General features: G+C 68.5%; 13 protein-coding genes. 10 read left to right on the top strand and 3 right to left on the bottom strand.

The features are described 5' to 3' along the window. Positions 1-9 precede the first annotated feature (9 nt). The 3 genes from smeC to smeA are packed head-to-tail and all read right to left on the bottom strand — an operon-like array spanning position 10 to position 5,780. Positions 10-1,425 (bottom strand): multidrug efflux transporter outer membrane subunit SmeC, encoded by a 1,416-nt coding sequence (smeC, locus tag BKE09_RS12365; RefSeq protein WP_075675913.1) that lies wholly within the window; start codon positions 1,423-1,425, stop codon positions 10-12. Continuing rightward, positions 1,422-4,571: a multidrug efflux RND transporter permease subunit SmeB gene (gene smeB / locus BKE09_RS12360; RefSeq protein WP_075675912.1), complete on the bottom strand. Its 3,150-nt coding sequence runs from the start codon at positions 4,569-4,571 to the stop codon at positions 1,422-1,424. Before smeB ends, smeC begins: the two co-directional genes overlap by 4 nt. Positions 4,572-4,583: 12 nt before the next feature. Beyond that, positions 4,584-5,780 (bottom strand): multidrug efflux RND transporter periplasmic adaptor subunit SmeA, encoded by a 1,197-nt coding sequence (smeA, locus tag BKE09_RS12355; protein ID WP_014038856.1) that lies wholly within the window; start codon positions 5,778-5,780, stop codon positions 4,584-4,586. Between the two features lie 117 nt (positions 5,781-5,897). Between smeA and baeS the strand changes: the two genes are divergently transcribed. From baeS to BKE09_RS12305, 10 genes are all read left to right on the top strand, one after another. Beyond that, positions 5,898-7,301, top strand: a complete 1,404-nt coding sequence (gene baeS / locus BKE09_RS12350; RefSeq protein ID WP_075675911.1) for a sensor histidine kinase efflux regulator BaeS — start codon at positions 5,898-5,900, stop codon at positions 7,299-7,301. After that, positions 7,298-7,987: a response regulator gene (locus BKE09_RS12345; RefSeq protein ID WP_075675910.1), complete on the top strand. Its 690-nt coding sequence runs from the start codon at positions 7,298-7,300 to the stop codon at positions 7,985-7,987. The genes baeS and BKE09_RS12345 overlap by 4 nt, the downstream gene beginning before the upstream one ends. A gap of 65 nt (positions 7,988-8,052) precedes the next feature. Continuing rightward, positions 8,053-8,874 (top strand): nucleotidyltransferase domain-containing protein, encoded by an 822-nt coding sequence (locus tag BKE09_RS12340; protein ID WP_075675909.1) that lies wholly within the window; start codon positions 8,053-8,055, stop codon positions 8,872-8,874. Positions 8,875-9,015: 141 nt separating this feature from the next. Continuing rightward, the gene (locus BKE09_RS12335) at positions 9,016-9,546 is read left to right on the top strand and encodes a gamma carbonic anhydrase family protein (protein ID WP_075675908.1); all 531 of its coding nucleotides are present in this window, start codon (positions 9,016-9,018) and stop codon (positions 9,544-9,546) included. A gap of 123 nt (positions 9,547-9,669) precedes the next feature. Continuing rightward, the gene (locus tag BKE09_RS12330; protein ID WP_075675907.1) at positions 9,670-10,359 is read left to right on the top strand and encodes an RDD family protein; all 690 of its coding nucleotides are present in this window, start codon (positions 9,670-9,672) and stop codon (positions 10,357-10,359) included. Next, positions 10,356-11,348: a stage II sporulation protein M gene (locus BKE09_RS12325; protein ID WP_049444197.1), complete on the top strand. Its 993-nt coding sequence runs from the start codon at positions 10,356-10,358 to the stop codon at positions 11,346-11,348. The genes BKE09_RS12330 and BKE09_RS12325 overlap by 4 nt, the downstream gene beginning before the upstream one ends. Continuing rightward, the gene (locus BKE09_RS12320) at positions 11,338-12,954 is read left to right on the top strand and encodes a DUF4129 domain-containing protein (RefSeq protein WP_075675906.1); all 1,617 of its coding nucleotides are present in this window, start codon (positions 11,338-11,340) and stop codon (positions 12,952-12,954) included. The genes BKE09_RS12325 and BKE09_RS12320 overlap by 11 nt, the downstream gene beginning before the upstream one ends. Further along, complete coding sequence (locus tag BKE09_RS12315) at positions 12,951-14,135, top strand: DUF4350 domain-containing protein (protein ID WP_075675905.1); 1,185 nt, start codon at positions 12,951-12,953, stop codon at positions 14,133-14,135. Before BKE09_RS12320 ends, BKE09_RS12315 begins: the two co-directional genes overlap by 4 nt. Further along, complete coding sequence (locus tag BKE09_RS12310) at positions 14,132-15,118, top strand: MoxR family ATPase (RefSeq protein WP_005411535.1); 987 nt, start codon at positions 14,132-14,134, stop codon at positions 15,116-15,118. Before BKE09_RS12315 ends, BKE09_RS12310 begins: the two co-directional genes overlap by 4 nt. Continuing rightward, entirely contained in the window at positions 15,115-16,413 is a 1,299-nt protein-coding gene (locus BKE09_RS12305) for a DUF58 domain-containing protein (RefSeq protein WP_075675904.1), read from the top strand. The genes BKE09_RS12310 and BKE09_RS12305 overlap by 4 nt, the downstream gene beginning before the upstream one ends. Positions 16,414-16,662: the final 249 nt, after the last annotated feature.

Raw genomic sequence — 16,662 nt, 5'->3', positions numbered from 1 at the left:
ACGAACGCGTTACCGTGCGTCGGCGCCACCGCCCAGCACCTTGAACAAGGTCACCCGGTTGCCCGCCTCCTGCTGCTGCAGGGCGATCAGGTCCTGCTGCGCGGCAAACAGGCTGCGCTGCGCATCCAGCGCCTGCAGATAGCCATCCAGCCCGGTGCGGTAACGCGCATCGGCCAGCGTGTAGCTGCGCTGGCTGGCGGCGACCAGTGCACGCTGGGCGTCCATCTGCGTGGCCAGGTGATCGCGCGTGGCGAGCGCGTCGGCCACTTCACTGAAGGCCTGCTGGATCGCCTTCTCGTACTGGGCGATGCCGATGTCCTTGCCGATCTTCGAGGCATCCAGCGAGGCCTTCAGCGCACCGGCGTGGAAGATCGGCGCCGTGATGCTGGGCGCGAACGACCAGCCGCGGGTGCCGGCCGAGAACAGCGTCGACAACGCGGTGGAGCTGTGGCCGTAGTTGGCAGTCAGCGTCAGCGTCGGGAAGAACGCGGCGCGCGCGGCACCGATATCGGCATTGGCCGCCTGCAGCGCGTGTTCGGCAGACAGCACGTCCGGGCGCTGCAGCAGCACGCTTGACGGCAGGTTGGCCGGCAACGGCGCCAACGCCACGGTGCCGTCCAGTGCCTGCGCGCTGGGCAGCAATGCCGCGTCCAGCGGCGTACCCACCAGCAACTGCAGCGCATCACGATCCTGCGCCTGCTGGGTCTGCAGCCTGGCCAGCGCAGCGCGCGCGGCTTCCACGCTGGTCTGCACCTGCGACAGGTCCAGGCCCGAGGCCAACCCCTGTGCGTGGCGGGCCTCGGTGCGCTGCAGGGTCTGCTGCTGGCTGTCCAGGGTCTGCCGGGTGAACGCCAGCGACTGCTCGTCCGCCGCCAGCGCCAGCCACGCCGTAGCCACTTCGGCCACCAGGCTGGTGCGCGCGGCGCGCTGGTTCTCGGCGCTGGCCAGCCAGTTCTGCAGGGCCTCGTTCTTCAGGCTGCGGATGCGCCCGAACAGGTCCAGCTCCCAGCTGCTGATGCCCACCTGCACGGCATCGGATTCGGTTACCTGGCTGACGCCGATCTCGCTGTTGGCATCACTCACCCGCGCGCGGGTGACACTGCCGCTGGCATCCACCGACGGCAGCAGCGCCGCGCGCTGGATGCGGTACTGCACGCGTTCCTTCTCCACCTGCAGCACCGCCACGCGCAGGTCGCGGTTGTTCTGCAGCGCCAGCGCGATCACCTGCTGCAGGCGCGGTTCCAGGAACACCTCGCGCCAGGCCGGCATCGCCAGTGCCGGCCCGGCCTCGCCGGTGGCGGCATTGCCGAACTGCGCCGGCACCGGCGCCTCGGGGCGCTGGTAGTGCGGTGCCATGCTCACGCAGCCACCCAGCACCGTGGTCATCGTTGCGGCCGCCAGGGCGCGCAGCAGCATCGGCTTCATGGGCTTGCCTCCGCGGCAGTGGCTTCGGCCGGTGCGCGGCCCGGGAACATGCGGCGCACCAGCAGGTAGAACAACGGCACGAAGAACATGCCCAGCACCATCGAGGCGACCGTACCACCGGCCACGCCGGTACCCAACGAACGGCGCGCGGCCGAACCGGCGCCGGTGGCGAACACCAGCGGCAGCACGCCCATCAGGAACGCCAGCGAGGTCATCACGATCGGCCGTAGCCGCAGATAGACCGCCTGCAGGATCGCTTCGCGGGTGCGCTTGCCCTGCTGCTCGAGGATGCGCGCGAACTCGACGATCAGGATGCCGTTCTTCGCGGCCAGACCAATCGTGGTCAGCAGGCCGACCTGGAAGTACACGTCGTTGTTGAGGCCACGCAGGTTCATCATCAGCACGGCACCGAACACGCCCACCGGCACCGCCAGCATCACCGCGAACGGCACCGCCCAGCTTTCATACAGCGCGGCCAGGCACAGGAACACGAACAGCAGCGAGATGGCGTACAACATGGGCGCCTGGTTGCCTGACAGCTGCTCCTGGTAGGCCATGTCCGACCATGCGTGGCTGAAGCCTTCCGGCAGTGTGTCGGCCAGGCGCGCGATCTCGGCCATCGCCTCACCGGAGCTGACGCCCGGCGCTGGCTGGCCGGTGATTTCCATCGCCGACACGCCGTTGTAGCGCTGCAATGCGGCCGGCGCACTGGTCCAGTGGGCGCTGACCAGCGACGACAGCGGCACCATCTGGCCGGCCTGGTTGCGCACGCTCCAGCGCTCGATGTCCTGCGGCTGCATGCGTGCTTCGGCCGTGCCCTGGATGAACACCTTCTTGATGCGGCCCTTGTAGATGAAGTTGTTGACGAAGTCGCCGCCCAGCGCTGCGTTCAAGGTGTCATTGATGTCCTGCGGATTCACGCCCATGGCCTGTGCCTTCGCGTCGTCCACCTTCACCGCGTACACCGGCGCGTCTTCCAGGCTGGCATAACGCACGTTGACCAGCTTCGGATCCTTGGCGGCCTCCTTCAGCAGCGTGTTGCGCGCGGCCACGGCGGCGGCATGGCCGGCACCGCCTTCGTCCTGCAGTTCCAGGGTGAAACCGCCCGCATCGCCCAGGCCAAGGATGGCCGGTGGCGAAGTGATGAACACCTGCGCATCGGGCACGCTGGCCATGGCAGCGGTCAAGCGCGCGGCGATGGTATCGGCATCGTCCTTGCGGTCATCCCAGTCCTTGAGCCGGATGAAGGCCTGGCCGACGTTCTGGCCACTGCCGGTGACACTGAAACCGGCGGTGGCCTGGATCGACAGTACGCTGTCGTCCTTCACCGCGGCGGCACTGAGGCGATCCATCACTGCACGGGTCTGCTCCAGGGTGGACCCGGCTGGCAGCTTCACCAGCGCGTTGAGCATGCCCTGGTCCTCATCGGGCAGGAATGCACCCGGCAGGTGCCACAGCAGCAGGCCGGTGGCCACGCTCAGCACCAGGTAGAACAGTACACCCAGCGTGCGCCGGCCAAGGAAACCATCCACGAGATGGCGCAGGCCGTTGGACGTGCGCTCGAAGCGGTGGTTGAACCAGATGAAGAACTTGCCCAGCAGGCTCGGCTCGCCGCCGTGGTCACCATGCGGATGGCCACCCTTGGGAATCTGGTGCAGGATGCTGCCGCACAGCGCCGGAGTGATGGTCATCGCCACCAGCACCGACAGGATCATCGCCGCGGCAATCGTGACCGAGAACTGGCGATAGATCACGCCGGTGACACCGCTGAAGAACGCCATCGGCAGGAACACTGCGGTCAGCACCAGCACGATGCCGACCAGCGCACCGGTGATCTGGCCCATCGCCTTCAGCGTGGCCGGCTTCGGTGCCAGCCCTTCGAAGGTCATCACCCGCTCCACGTTTTCCACCACCACGATGGCATCGTCCACCAGCAGGCCGATGGCCAGCACCAGCGCGAACATGGTCAGCGTGTTGATCGAATAGCCGAAGGCCGCCAGCACGCCGAACGTGCCCAGCAGCACCACCGGCACCGCGATGGTCGGGATCAGCGTGGCCCGCCAGTTCTGCAGGAACAGGTACATCACCAGCACGACCAGCGCGATCGCCTCGATCAGGGTGATCACCACTTCCTTCAGCGAGATGGTCACGAACGGCGTGGTGGTGAATGCCACGTGGGCGGTGTAGCCATGCGGCCAGTACTTCTGCAGCTGCTGAAGCCGTGCATCGATGGCCTTGGACACGGCGATGGCGTTCGCACCGGCATTGAGCTCGATGCCCAGCGAGGCCGACGGCTTGCCGTTGAAGGTGCTGATGCTGTCGTAGCTCTCCGGCCCCAGGCCGATCGTCGCCACGTCGCCCAGGTGCACCACGCTGCCATTGGCATCGGCCTTGAGCACCACCTGCGCGAACTGCTCGGGGGTGTGCAGGCGGCTGCGCGCGGTCACGGTCGCGTCCAGCTGCTGGCCCTTCAGCGCCGGCTGGCCACCGAGTTCACCGGCCGACACGTCGGTGTTCTGCGCCTGCAGTGCGGTCTCGATGTCCGACGGCATCAGTGCGTACTGGCGCATCTTTTCCGGGTCCAGCCAGATACGCATGGCGTATTCCTGGCCGATCGGCTGGATGTTGCCGACGCCGCTGACACGGCTGATCTGGTCGTCGATGCGCGCTTCCATGAAGTTGGCGACATCGAAGTTGTCCATGCTGCCGTCTTCGCTGGTGAACGACAGCACCTCGAAGATCGAACCACTGGACTTGGTGATGGTCAGGCCGTTCTGCTGCACCGCCTGCGGCAGCGTCGCCATGGCCGCCTGCAGCTGGTTCTGTACCTGCACCTGTGCAGTGTCCGGGTTGGTGCCGGTGGCGAACACCAGGTTGACCTGCGCCGAGCCGTCGGAGGCACTGGTGGAGGTCATGTACATCAGGTGGTCCAGGCTCTGCTGGGACTGCTCGATGACCTGGGTGACCGCGTTTTCCACGGTCTGCGACGAGGCACCGGTATAGGTGGCGCGGATGGTGATGGTGGGCGGGGCGATCTGCGGGTAGCGGTCCACCGGCAGGATCAGGATCGCGAGCAGGCCGAGCAGGCTGACCGCGATGGCGATCACCCAGGCAAAGATCGGCCGGTCGATGAAGAAACGAACCATGCGCGGCAGGCCTCAGTGCGACTTTTCGTCGGTGTTGCCGTTCGGGTCGATCGCGGGCATTGCTGCCAGCTGCGCGGTGGTGGCCGCCACCGCCTTCACCTGCTGGCCGAGCGAAACCGCACTGCCGTTGCTGACGATCACCCGCTCGCCGGCCTTCAGGCCCTGCGTGATCTGCCACTGGTTGCCCACCACCTGGCCGGTGCTGACCCGCCGCTCGACCACGCGATCCTTTGCGTCGAGCAGGCGCAGCAGCGGCTCGCCACGTTCATTGCGCACCACCGCCTTCTGCGGCACCAGCAGCGCGCGCGCATCGGTGGCCATCGGCAGCACCGCCTTCAGGTACATGCCCGGCAGCAGCAGGCCGTCCGGGTTCGGAATGACCGCACGCAGCACCACGTTGCCGGTGCCCGGATCGACCGCGCTGCCTACGAACTCCAGCGTGCCTTCATGGGCATAGGTGCTGCCGTCCTCCAGCAGCACCTTCACCTGCGCCTTGCCATCGATGGCCTTCACCAGGCCGGCATCGAGCTGCTTGCGCAGCGCCAGCATCTGCGTGCTGGACTGGGTGACGTCCAGATAGACCGGGTCCAACCGCTGGATGGTCGCCAGCGCCGCGTCCTGGCCGGCGGCGACCAGCGCGCCGGCGGTGACGCTGGAGGTACCGATGCGGCCCTCGATCGGTGCGGTCACCCGGGTGTAGTCGAGGTTGATGCGGGCGGCCTGCAATGCGGCGCGCGCGGCGATCACATTGGCCTGTGCCTGCTTCAGTGCCGAGGTGGCATCGTCGGCGTCCTGCTTGCTGGCCGCATCCATGCCCAGCAGCGTGCGGGTGCGCTCGGCCTTCGGCTGCGCCGACAGCACGGTGGCCTCGGCCTGCGCCAGCTGGCCACGCGCGGTATCGAAGGCGGCCTGGTACGGCGCCGGATCGACCTGGTACAGCAGCTGGCCGGCCTTGACCTGCTGGCCTTCGGTGAACAACCGCTGGCGGATCAGCCCACCGATCTGCGGCCGCACCTCGGATACCTCGAACGGCACCGCCCGGCCGGGCAGGGTCTGCTGCAGTGCCAGCGGCTGCGCGCTGGCGGTGATGACGCCCACTTCGGGGGTGGCCGGGGCCTCGGTCCGGCCCGCCGAGCAGGCCGCCAGGGCCAGCAGCAGGGGCAACAACAGCGGACGGGGGGAGCGGGACAGCGGACGCAGGAGTGACATGGGGGGCGTGGGGGCCTTTCGTTGACCCTCGCACGCTGCCGTGAAACTGTGCAGAGAATATGGAGATTGTGCGACCGGCTCAGCTGGCGCTTGCTTTCGGCGCCGCATGCGCCGCTAATGGCCCCCGCGATGGCGAAGATTCGACTCAAATTCGGCCTGACCGCGAAGACCTTCCTCGCGATCTTCACCGCCTGCCTGCTGGTGCTGGCAGTGAACGGCATTGCCAGCCGCGTGGCGTTCCAGACCGGCTTCCTGGACTACCTCAACGACCAGGGCGACCTGCGCATGCAGCGCCTGATGCCGCACCTGCAGCGCGAGTACAGCGCGCACGGCGGCTGGGAGCATCTGCGCGGTGACAGTGACCGCTGGGCGCGACTGCTGCGCCCGGACCTGGCCCATGGGCACGAAGGCCCGGTGCCGCCGCTGTCCGACCAGACCGGCGTTCCCTCGCGGCTGGGCCTGTTCGATGCGCAGCATCGGTTCGTGGCCGGCAACCCCGATGCCACCAGTGATGATGATCCGCATCCGGTGCAGCTGGATGGGCACACCGTCGGCTGGCTGGGCATGGTGCCGTTCCAGACCGTCATCGCCACCAATGACCTGAATTTCTACAACACCCAGATGCGCGCATGGTGGGTGATCGGCATCTCGCTGCTGCTGGTGACGGTATTGCTGGCCTGGCTGGTGTCGCGCGCGCTGCGCCAGCGCCTGGCCAAGCTGGCCGCCGCCACCCACAGGCTCGCCGCTGGCGACTACGCCACCCGCATCGAGCGCACCAGCGATGACGAGCTCGATGCACTGGTCAACGACTTCAACCGGATGGCACAGGCGCTGGACGACACCGAGCGCAACCGCCGCGCCTTCATCGCCGACATCTCGCACGAACTGCGCACGCCGCTGGCGGTGGTGCGCGCCGAACTGGAGGCGATCGAAGATGGCATCCGCCCGCTGGACCGCGCCAACCTCGGTGCCCTGCAGGGCGAGATCCGCCAGCTGGGCAAACTGATCGACGACCTGCACGACCTGTCGATGACCCAGTCCGGAGGCCTGGCCTACCGCTTCGCCCCGCTGGACCTGGTGGCACTGCTGCGCAGCGAGCTCAATGGCATGCGCGTGCGCTTCACCACGGCGGGGCTGGCCCTGGAAGAAGCGCTGCCCGCCACGCCGCTACAGGTGTCCGGCGACGAGCGACGCCTGCAGCAGGTCCTGGCCAACCTGCTGGAAAATGCGCTGCGCTATACCCATACCGGCGGCCGCGTACGTGTGCAGGCAGCGCGCGTACCTGCCGGCGTGCAGCTGATCGTGGAAGACACCGCGCCGGGCGTACCCGCCGACAAATGCGCGCTGCTGTTCGAGCGCTTCTACCGGGTGGAGAGTTCGCGCAACCGTGCCAGCGGCGGCAGCGGGCTTGGCCTGGCCATCAGCCACAACATCATCCTCGCCCACCACGGCCACATCCACGCCGAGCCCTCGCCACTGGGCGGGCTGCGCGTGGTCATCACCCTGCCGGAGTCTGCATGAGCACGTCCCCCGCTGCGTCCGCGAAGATCCTGATCGTCGAGGATGAGCCACGCCTGGCCTCGGTACTGCGTGACTACCTGGCGGCCGCCGGCATGACCAGCGAATGGGTGGACGATGGCGGCCAGGTGATCGACGCGTTCGCGCGCTACCAGCCCGACCTGGTGCTGCTGGACCTGATGCTGCCGCAGCGCGATGGCGTGGACCTGTGTCGCGAACTGCGCGCAGCCAGCGACGTACCGGTGATCATGGTCACCGCGCGGGTGGAAGAGATCGACCGCCTGCTGGGCCTGGACATCGGTGCCGACGACTACATCTGCAAGCCGTTCAGTCCGCGCGAGGTGGTCGCGCGAGTGGTGGCGGTGCTGCGCCGCTATCGCCCGGACCCCGCCGCACGCGCCAACAGCGGCCTGCACATCGACGAGCCGGCGGCACGCGCCACCTGGAACGGCAAGGGCCTGGACCTGACGCCGGTGGAGTACCGCCTGCTGCGCACCCTGCTGGCCACGCCGGGCCGGATCTGGGCACGCGATGAACTGCTCGACCGCCTCTATCTGGACCACCGCGTGGTGGTCGACCGTACCGTCGACAGCCACGTGCGCAACCTGCGCCGCAAGCTGGCTGACGCCGGCATGGAAGGCGAGCCGATCCGTTCGGTATACGGGATGGGCTACAGCTACGAACCCTAGCCGGCACTACCGGTGCGCACCTGCGTTACAGTCGAGCACGCTCGACATCAACGAATCACGACTGCATGGACGACATCCACCCGATCGCGCCGGACAAGCGCGCCGCCATTCTTTCCAGCCTCGCCGACATCGAACGGCGCCACGACGTGCGCGTTCTGCTGGCCTGCGAGTCCGGCAGCCGTGGCTGGGGCTTCTCTTCGCCGGACAGCGATTACGATGCACGCTTCATCTACGTGCATCGCCAGCCGTGGTATCTCACCGTCAACGAGAACACCGGGCCGGGCGATGCGCAGCGGGACGTGATCGAGCTGCCGATCGACGATGAGCTCGATGTCAGCGGCTGGGACCTGCGCAAGGCATTGCGCCTGGTTTCAAAATCCAATCCGACACTGATTGAATGGCTGCGCTCGCCGCTCATCTACCAGCAGGATCACACCGCCGTGTCGCAGCTTTGGAAGGCAGCTGAGTCGTTCTATTCACCACTGGGCACGTGGTGGCACTACTTCAGCATGGCGCGCTCGAACCATCGCGGTTACCTGCGTGGCGAAACGGTACGCACGAAGAAGTACCTGTACGTGCTGCGCCCACTGCTGGCCTGCCAGTGGATCGAGCACGAACAGACCCCCCCGCCGATGGCCTTCGAGGATCTGCTGAACCGATTGCTGACGCACGGCCCGGTGCGTGAAGCCATTGATGCCCTGCTGGCGGTTAAACGCGCCAGTGCCGAGATCAGTGCCGGACCACGCATCGCGGCGATCAGCGATTTCATCGATCGTGAACTGGCCATCCGGACTGCGCAGGCGCCTCAGCTGCCCGCTGGACACGGTGATGCGGCGTGGCTGGATGAGCTGTTCCGGCGGATGCTGGCCGAGCACGCGCCGGCATGAAGCGCCGCAGCTGCTTCCGGTAGTGCCGGCCGCTGGCCGGCAACCTCAGAACTCCAGACATGCCCATGAGCTTGCCGGCCAGCGGCCGGCACGACCACGCGGGTATCATCGCGGTGAACGCCCTGATTTCCGGAGACACCGATGAACCCGCTGCGCCCCTTCCGCGACAAGATGCCCGTCCTCGGCGAGCGCGTGTACATCGATCCGGCCTGCACCGTCATCGGTGACGTGGAACTGGCCGAGGACGTGTCGGTGTGGCCGGGTACGATCATCCGCGGCGACGTCAACTACGTGCGCATCGGTGCGCGCACCAATGTGCAGGACGGCACGATCATCCACGTCAGCCACCACAGCCCGTACAACAAGGCCGGCTACCCGACCCTGATCGGCGAAGGCGTGACCGTCGGCCATGGCTGCATCATCCACGCCTGCACCATCGGTGATTACAGCCTGATCGGCATGGGCGCCTGCATCCTCGATGGCGCCCGTGTGGAACGGCACGCTTTCGTCGGTGCCGGTGCGGTGGTCGGCCCGGGCAAGGTGGTGGGCGAAGGCGAGCTCTGGGTCGGCAATCCTGCCCGCCCGGCGCGCACGCTGAGCGACAAGGAGATCGAGTCGCTGCACTACTCGGCCGACCACTACGTGCGGCTGAAGGACGAATACCTGGGCTGAGCGGCCAACGCCGCCATGCGGCTCTGCTAAAGTCTGGGCCCGACCAGGACCTGTCGAGACCCCCATGCCTGTGGCTGCCTGCCGGAGAGGACTCCGCCGCCCACAACGAAGGCCATCGCACTGATGGCCGCACCGATGCTCGATACCTACCGCGAGGTGGTGACGCCGGAGGGTGTGCCGCTGCAGTTGCCGACGGCCGGCCCGGTACCACGGGCAATGGCCTGGCTGGTGGATCTGGGCGTGCGCATCGCGGTCCTGGTGATGATGTCGATTCCCCTGGTACTGCTGGATTCGTTCGGCTCCGGCCTCTACCTGGTGCTGATGTTCCTGGTCTACTGGACCTACCCGATCGTCTGCGAGGCACTGTGGGGCCGTACCCTGGGCAAGCGCGCACTGGGCCTGCGCGTGCTGTCGCGCGATGGTGCACCGGTGGGCTGGATGGCCGCCATCACCCGCAACCTGCTGCGCACCGTGGACATGCTGCCGTTCGGCTATGCACTGGGCCTGGTCAGCAGCCTGTTCGATCCCCACGGCCGCCGCCTCGGCGACCTGGTGGCCGGCACCGTGGTGGTGCATGCGCCGGTGCTGTACCTGCCGCCTCCGCCCACCATCGACAGCGTGCTGGCCCCGCCGCAGCCGCTGCGGCCGGAGGAACAGGCGGCACTGATGGCCTTCGCCGAGCGCGCGCCGCGCTTGTCGGCGGCACGCCAGCAGGAGCTGGCTGGCATTGCCGAGCCCCTGACCGGCACCCACGGCCAGGTCGGCGTGCTGCGCCTGTATGCCATGGCCAACTGGCTGCTGGGGCGGCGATGAAGCAGGAACAGTTCGTCGCCCGCTACCAGCAGGAATGGCAGGACCTGGAACACTGGCTGCTGCTGCGCGCCGGTGCTTCGCGCCGCACGCGGCGCAAGGCCAGCGCGCTGGCGCTGGACGATACCGCCTTCCCGCAGCGCTACCGGCGCCTGTGCCAGCAACTGGCGCTGGCCCGCGAGCGCGGCTACAGCCCGCAGCTGGTGCAGCGCCTGCAGCAGCTGATGCAGCAGGGCCACAGCGTGCTGTACCGCACGCCGCCGACGCGCTGGCGCGGTGCACTGGAATTCCTGGTGGCCGACTTCCCGCTGCTGGTGCGCAGCCAGGCGCGCAGCATGTGGGTGGCGCTGGCGATGTTCGCGCTGCCGGCGCTGGCCTGCTTCGTGCTGGTGCAGGTCTATCCGGACCTGATCCACATGGTGATGGACAACCGCCAGATCGCCGAGATGGAGCGCATGTACGATCCTGCCGCCGAGCGCCTGGGGCGCGACAGCGGCACCGACTGGATGATGTTCGGCCACTACATCCTGAACAACATCAGCATCGCCCTGCGTACCTTCGCCAGCGGCCTGCTGGCCGGCCTGGGCACGCTGCTGGTGCTGCTGTTCAACGGCGTGATCATCGGTTCAGTGGCCGGCCACCTGCAGCACATCGGCCATGGTGATCCCTTCTGGCGCTTCGTCGCAGGCCATGGTGCCTTCGAGCTGACCGCGATCGTGATCGCCGGCGGTGCCGGCCTGCAGCTGGGCATGAAACTGCTGGCACCCGGCCGGCGCAGCCGCCTGGATGCGCTGGTCGAGGGTGGCCGCATCGGTGCGCGCCTGTGCCTGGGCGTGGCGTTCATGCTGCTGGTCGCCGCCTTCATCGAGGCCTTCTGGTCGTCGATTGCCGAAGTACCGGCGTGGGGCAAGTTCAGCGTGGCCGGCGTGCTGTGGGCCGGCGTGCTGCTGTGGCTGTGGCGCGGCGGACGCGGAGGCGGCAATGCGCATTGACCACCTGGACGTGGTGCTGCGCGCGCGCAGCGGCTGGGAAGCGATGGAGCTGGGCAGTGCCCTGTCACGCCGCCACGCACACGCGGTCTGGGGCAGCTGGCTGCTGGCCAGCGCGCCGTTGTTCGTGGTCTTCAACGCACTGGGCTGGTGGCTGGATGCGTTCGGCTGGGCCTGGCTGGCGATGTGGTGGTGCAAGCCGTTGTTCGAACGAGCGCCGCTGTACGTGCTGTCGCGCGGCATCTTCGGCGAGCCGGTCGGTACGCTGGCGGCGCTGCGCGCGCAACGTCACTGGGGCAACAGCGGATTCTGGGGCTACCTGGGCTGGCGCCGTTTCAGCGTGCTGCGCAGCCTGTGCCTGCCGGTGAACCTGCTGGAAGGCAATGCGCCGGCCCAGCGCGGCGCACGCCGCCGCGCCGTGGTCGCCGGTGCCGCGGGCGCCGCTGTCGTGCTGACCATGGCCTGCATGGCCTTTGAAGCGGTGCTGGTGTCCGGCGCAATCGGCGCGGTGTTCATGTTCATGCCACTGGAACTGATGTCCGAATCGTGGCGGGCCGCATGGGACATGATCGGCCAGGACACGCCTGCATGGGCGCGGCTGGGCTTCAACCTGGCGTGCTGGCTGGCGTCGGTGCTGATCGGGCCGTTCTACGTCGGCGCCGGCTTCGGCCTGTACTTGAACCGGCGCACGCAGATGGAAGCCTGGGACGTGGAGATCGCCCTGCGCCGCCTGCGCGAGCGGCTGCTGCCGGCGGCGTCGACGCTGGCCCTGCTGCTGTGCCTGGCCCTGCCGCTGGTGTCCATGCCGGTGCATGCGCAGGACGCGCAGACGGTCGCGGAGCAGGCAGACGATGCCGACGAGGACGAAGACAGCGCGGAGGAACCAGCCACCGCGGCGAACGATCCGGCCAATGCACCGGCCATGATCTTCGGTGCGGCGCCAGTGGACACCGCCGGCTTCCGCCAGGCGGTGAACCGCGCCTATGAAGATCCGCTGCAGCGCCCTACCCGCCAGGTCACGCGCTGGAAGCCTATCGAACAGGCCGAGGAAAAGAAGAAGGAAGATACGTCGCCACAGGGCGACAGCAGCAACAAGGGCGAGCGCAGCAACCGCAAGGCCGGCATCGCCTGGCTGGCGCGCCTGGCCGAGTGGGGCCTGTGGGGCCTGCTCGGCATCCTGCTGCTGGTGCTGCTGCTGACCGCGCGGCTGTGGCTGCCGTGGCTGCGCGGCAGTGGCCGGCGCAAGGCCGACGCTGCACCGCAGGTGGTGGAAGAACAGGTGGAGCTGCCGGTCGTACTGCCGCCGGACGTGGCCACCCAGGCCGGCCTGCTGTGGGACCAGGGGCGGCCTCGGCAGGCGCTGGCCCTGCTGTACCGCGCCAGCGTGCGCACGGTGGGCGAGCGCAGCGGCATCGCGCTTCCGCCCGGTGCCACCGAAGCGCAATGCCTGCGCGCGTCGCGGCGCATGCCCGATGCCACCGACCGTGACCTGTTCGCGCGCATCGTGCGCATGTGGCAGTACGCCGCCTACGGTGGCCGCCTGCCCAGCCGCGCCGATTTCGATGCATTGGCCGATACCCTGCGCCAGCAGTACAGGTGGCTGGCATGAGCCCACGCCTGTTCTGGTCGCTGCTGCTGGGCGCGCTGGTGCTGTTCGGCGTACCGCTGACGATCCTTTACCTGCGAACGCACGAGCGCGTGACCGAGACCGTGCAGCTGCCGCCGCAGGGCGAAGCGGGCTACAACCCGCTGTACGTGCTCGGCCAGGCTCTGCGCGCTGACGGCATCGACGTGCACGCGCGGCCGCGGCTGGACCTGCAGCAGATGGCGCTGGGCCCGCACGATACGGTGGTGCTGCTGCAGGACAGCAGCGAGCTGCCGGCGCCGGCGGCGAGGGCCCTGCTGGCCTGGGTCGATGGTGGTGGCCATCTGCTGGTGCGTACGCCGCCACCGGCCGAGGACGACGCCAGCAGCACGCAGGGCCCGCTGCTGGACCAGCTGGGCGTGGACAGCCTGTACCAGCAGAGCGACTGCCAGCCGTTCCACGTCATCGACGATCCCAGCCATGTGGAATTCTGCGGCGGCCGTCGCTTCACGCTGGGCTTTGCCGCCCGTGCACAGGCCGAACGACGCTGGGGCAACGAGCGCAACCTGGTGTTCGCGCGACTGCGCCATGGCCAGGGCAAGGTGAGCGTGCTGGCCGACATGGAGTTCATGCGCGGCGAGGTGGACTCGCCGGCGGCGCGCCTGGCGTCGGCCGCGGGCAAGGCCAGCGACGGCCTGCACGATCTCTCGCACCGCGACCTGACCCGTTACCTGCTCGATCCGAACTACGGCAAGGGCGCTTTCTGGCTGGTCTACGCCAGCCGCCCGCCGTCGCTGTGGGCGCGCGTGTTCTACCTGGGCTGGCCGGTGTGGGCGCCGCTGCTGCTGGCCCTGCTGGGCTGGCTGTGGGGCCGTTCGCAACGCTTCGGCAGCCGCCTGCCGTCGCCGGTGCTGGAGCGTCGCTCGCTGCTGGAACACGTGCGTGCCAGCGGCGAACTGCTGCTGCGTTTCGGCCACGGCGCGCGCCTGTATGACGCCGTGCTCGCCCTGTTCCTGCATCGCCTGCGCCTGCGCGCACCGGTGGCCGCCGCACTGGAGGGCGCACCGCGCGATCAGGCCATCGCCGAACTGCTGAAGTGGCCGCAGGGCCGCGTCACCAGCGCGCTCACGCCCCCTCCGCCGCACGATTCCTCCGCCCTGCGCGAGCGCATCCGCTTGCTGCTCCAGATGAGATCCCTGCTATGACCGAAGTCCCCGAGCTGCCGGCGGCCGCCAACGCCCGCCTGATCGAACGCGTCGATGCCATCCGCGATGCCGTCGGCCACGCCTTCATTGGCCAGGCCGATGTACTGGACCAGATCCTGGTGGCACTGCTGGCCGGTGGCCACGTGCTGATCGAGGGCGTCCCCGGTCTGGGCAAGACCCTGCTGGTGCGTGCGCTGGCACAGGCCCTGGAGCTGGATTACGGCCGCGTGCAGTTCACGCCCGACCTGATGCCCAGCGACGTCAGTGGCCATGCGGTGTACGACCCGAAGAGCGAGAGCTTCAAGATCCGCCGCGGCCCGGTGTTCACCAACCTGCTGCTGGCCGACGAGATCAACCGTGCACCGGCCAAGACCCAGTCCGCGCTGCTGGAAGTAATGCAGGAAGGCCAGGTGACCATCGAAGGCAAGGCCTTCACCCTGGCGCCGCCGTTCATGGCGCTGGCCACGCAGAACCCGCTGGAACAGGAAGGCACCTACCCGTTGCCGGAAGCACAGCTGGATCGTTTCCTGCTGAAGGTGCTGATCGACTACCCGCAGCTGGAGGACGAGAAGCGCATGGTGACCGCGATCACCAGTGGCCGTGCCGCCAGCGATTTCGACCTGAGCCAGGTACCGCGTGTATTGGGGGCTGGCGAGCTGCTGGAACTGCAGCGCGCGACCGCGGCGATCACGGTTGATGACGAAGTGATCGACTACGCGGTGCGGATTGTGGCGGCCACGAGGCAGTGGCCGGGCATCGCGGTCGGCGCTGGCCCGCGCGGCAGCATCGCGCTGGTGCGTGCCTCGCGCGCGCAAGCGGTGCTGGCCGGCCGTGACTTCGTCACTCCGGACGACGTGCGCGACATCGCACGCCCCGCGCTGCGCCACCGCATTGCACTGGCCCCGGAACTGCAGATCGAAGGCCAGGACGCCGACGATGTGCTGGGCGCGTTGCTGGCCAAGGTGGAAGCGCCGCGCCGATGAGGCCGGCCCCGCTGCTGCTGGTGCTGCTGCTGGCCTGGGCTGCCTTGGGTGGCCTGGTGCTGGGCGGGTTGCTGCCGCGCTGGAGCTGGGCGCTGGCGGCGCTGGCGATTGCCGTGCCGGCGCTGATGGATCTGTGGCGCCAGTCGCGGCGTCCGTCGCCGCATGTACAACGCGAGCTGCCCGAAGCACTTGCGCTGGGCGTGCGCCGCGAGGCCGCGCTGCGGCTGCAGGCCGAGCAATCGATGACGGTGCAGGTGTTCGATCTGGTCCCCGGCGGCTGGCCGCTGGAAGCGCTGCCGCAGCGCGTGCGCCTGCAGGCCGGCAGTGCCTCCACGTTGCACTACCACCTGCAGCCGCTGCAGCGTGGGCACTTCCGCTTTGAAGGCGTGCACCTGCGCATGCGCTCGCCGTGGCGCCTGTGGTGGCAGCAACGCACGCTGCCACCGGCGCTGGACGTGCGGGTCTATCCGAACTTCGTGCCGCTCACCCGCTTCGCCCTGTTCAGTGCCGACCAGGCCTCGCGGCTGGTCGGCGCACACGTGAAGCGCCGCCGCGGTGAAGGCACCGACTTCCACCAGATGCGCGAGTACCGCATCGGCGACAGCCTGCGCCAGCTCGACTGGAAGGCCACCGCACGCGCGCGCAAGCTGATCTCGCGCGAGTACCAGGACGAGAAGAACCAGCAGCTGCTGTTGATGCTCGACAGCGGCCGGCGCATGCTGGCCAGCGAAGGCGGGCTCTCGCACTTCGACCATGCCCTGAATGCCTCGCTGGTGGTGGCCTACCTGGCGCTGCGCCAGGGCGACGCCGCCGGCCTGTTTGCCACCGGTGGCGAGCGCCGCTGGGTGGCACCGCAGCGCGGCATGGGCACCGTCGAGCACCTGCTGCGCGCCAGCTACGACCTGCAGCCGCGCGCGGTGGCCACCGACTACCTGGCTGCGGCCACCGAAGTGTCGCTGCGCCAGCGCCGGCGTGCGCTGGTGATGCTGGTCAGCAACGTACGCGATGAGGACATCGAAGACCTGCTGGCGGCGGTGCGCCTGCTGCAGCGGCGCCACCTGGTGTGCGTGGCCAGCCTGCGCGAGCGCGAGCTGGACGGCGCACTGGAGGGTGAGGTGCAGACGCTGGAAGACGCCACCCAGGCCGGTGCCGCGGCGCTGTACCTGCAGCAGCGCGCGAAGGCGCATGAGGCGCTGCGCAGCGAGAAGGTGATGGTGCTGGACGTCACCGCCGATGCCCTGCCCGGCGCGCTGGTGGAGCGCTATCTGGCAGTGAAGCGCGAAGGGCTGCTCTGATACCAACAATCGCCCTGGTGGGTGCCAACAACGGTTGCCGGCCAGCGGTCGGCACTACCCCTGCAACAACCGGCGCATTGCTCTGGTAGGTGCCAACCTTGGTTGGCACAAAACCCACAGCGCCGACCGAGGTCGGCATCTACCAACAACGGTTGCCGGCCAGCGGCCGGCACTACCCCTGCAACAACCGACGCATCGCTTTGGTGAGTCCCAACCTTGGTTGGCACGAACCCGTAGCGCTGATCAAGG

It is taken from the genome of Stenotrophomonas sp. TD3 (assembly GCF_001939825.1).
Lineage (GTDB): Bacteria > Pseudomonadota > Gammaproteobacteria > Xanthomonadales > Xanthomonadaceae > Stenotrophomonas.
The sequence above is the reverse complement of the archived record's forward strand: the minus strand, read 5'-3'. Positions and strand labels throughout refer to the sequence as shown.

Bases quoted from the DNA above. Each gene is read 5' to 3' on its own strand.
- smeC (WP_075675913.1), bottom strand. From the start codon at position 1,425: ATGAAGCCGATGCTGCTGCGCGCCCTGGCGGCCGCAACGATGACCACG.
- smeB (WP_075675912.1), bottom strand. From the start codon at position 4,571: ATGGTTCGTTTCTTCATCGACCGGCCGATCTTTGCCTGGGTGATCGCC.
- smeA (WP_014038856.1), bottom strand. From the start codon at position 5,780: ATGTCACTCCTGCGTCCGCTGTCCCGCTCCCCCCGTCCGCTGTTGTTG.
- baeS (WP_075675911.1), top strand. From the start codon at position 5,898: ATGGCCCCCGCGATGGCGAAGATTCGACTCAAATTCGGCCTGACCGCG.
- BKE09_RS12345 (WP_075675910.1), top strand. From the start codon at position 7,298: ATGAGCACGTCCCCCGCTGCGTCCGCGAAGATCCTGATCGTCGAGGAT.
- BKE09_RS12340 (WP_075675909.1), top strand. From the start codon at position 8,053: ATGGACGACATCCACCCGATCGCGCCGGACAAGCGCGCCGCCATTCTT.
- BKE09_RS12335 (WP_075675908.1), top strand. From the start codon at position 9,016: ATGAACCCGCTGCGCCCCTTCCGCGACAAGATGCCCGTCCTCGGCGAG.
- BKE09_RS12330 (WP_075675907.1), top strand. From the start codon at position 9,670: ATGGCCGCACCGATGCTCGATACCTACCGCGAGGTGGTGACGCCGGAG.
- BKE09_RS12325 (WP_049444197.1), top strand. From the start codon at position 10,356: ATGAAGCAGGAACAGTTCGTCGCCCGCTACCAGCAGGAATGGCAGGAC.
- BKE09_RS12320 (WP_075675906.1), top strand. From the start codon at position 11,338: ATGCGCATTGACCACCTGGACGTGGTGCTGCGCGCGCGCAGCGGCTGG.
- BKE09_RS12315 (WP_075675905.1), top strand. From the start codon at position 12,951: ATGAGCCCACGCCTGTTCTGGTCGCTGCTGCTGGGCGCGCTGGTGCTG.
- BKE09_RS12310 (WP_005411535.1), top strand. From the start codon at position 14,132: ATGACCGAAGTCCCCGAGCTGCCGGCGGCCGCCAACGCCCGCCTGATC.
- BKE09_RS12305 (WP_075675904.1), top strand. From the start codon at position 15,115: ATGAGGCCGGCCCCGCTGCTGCTGGTGCTGCTGCTGGCCTGGGCTGCC.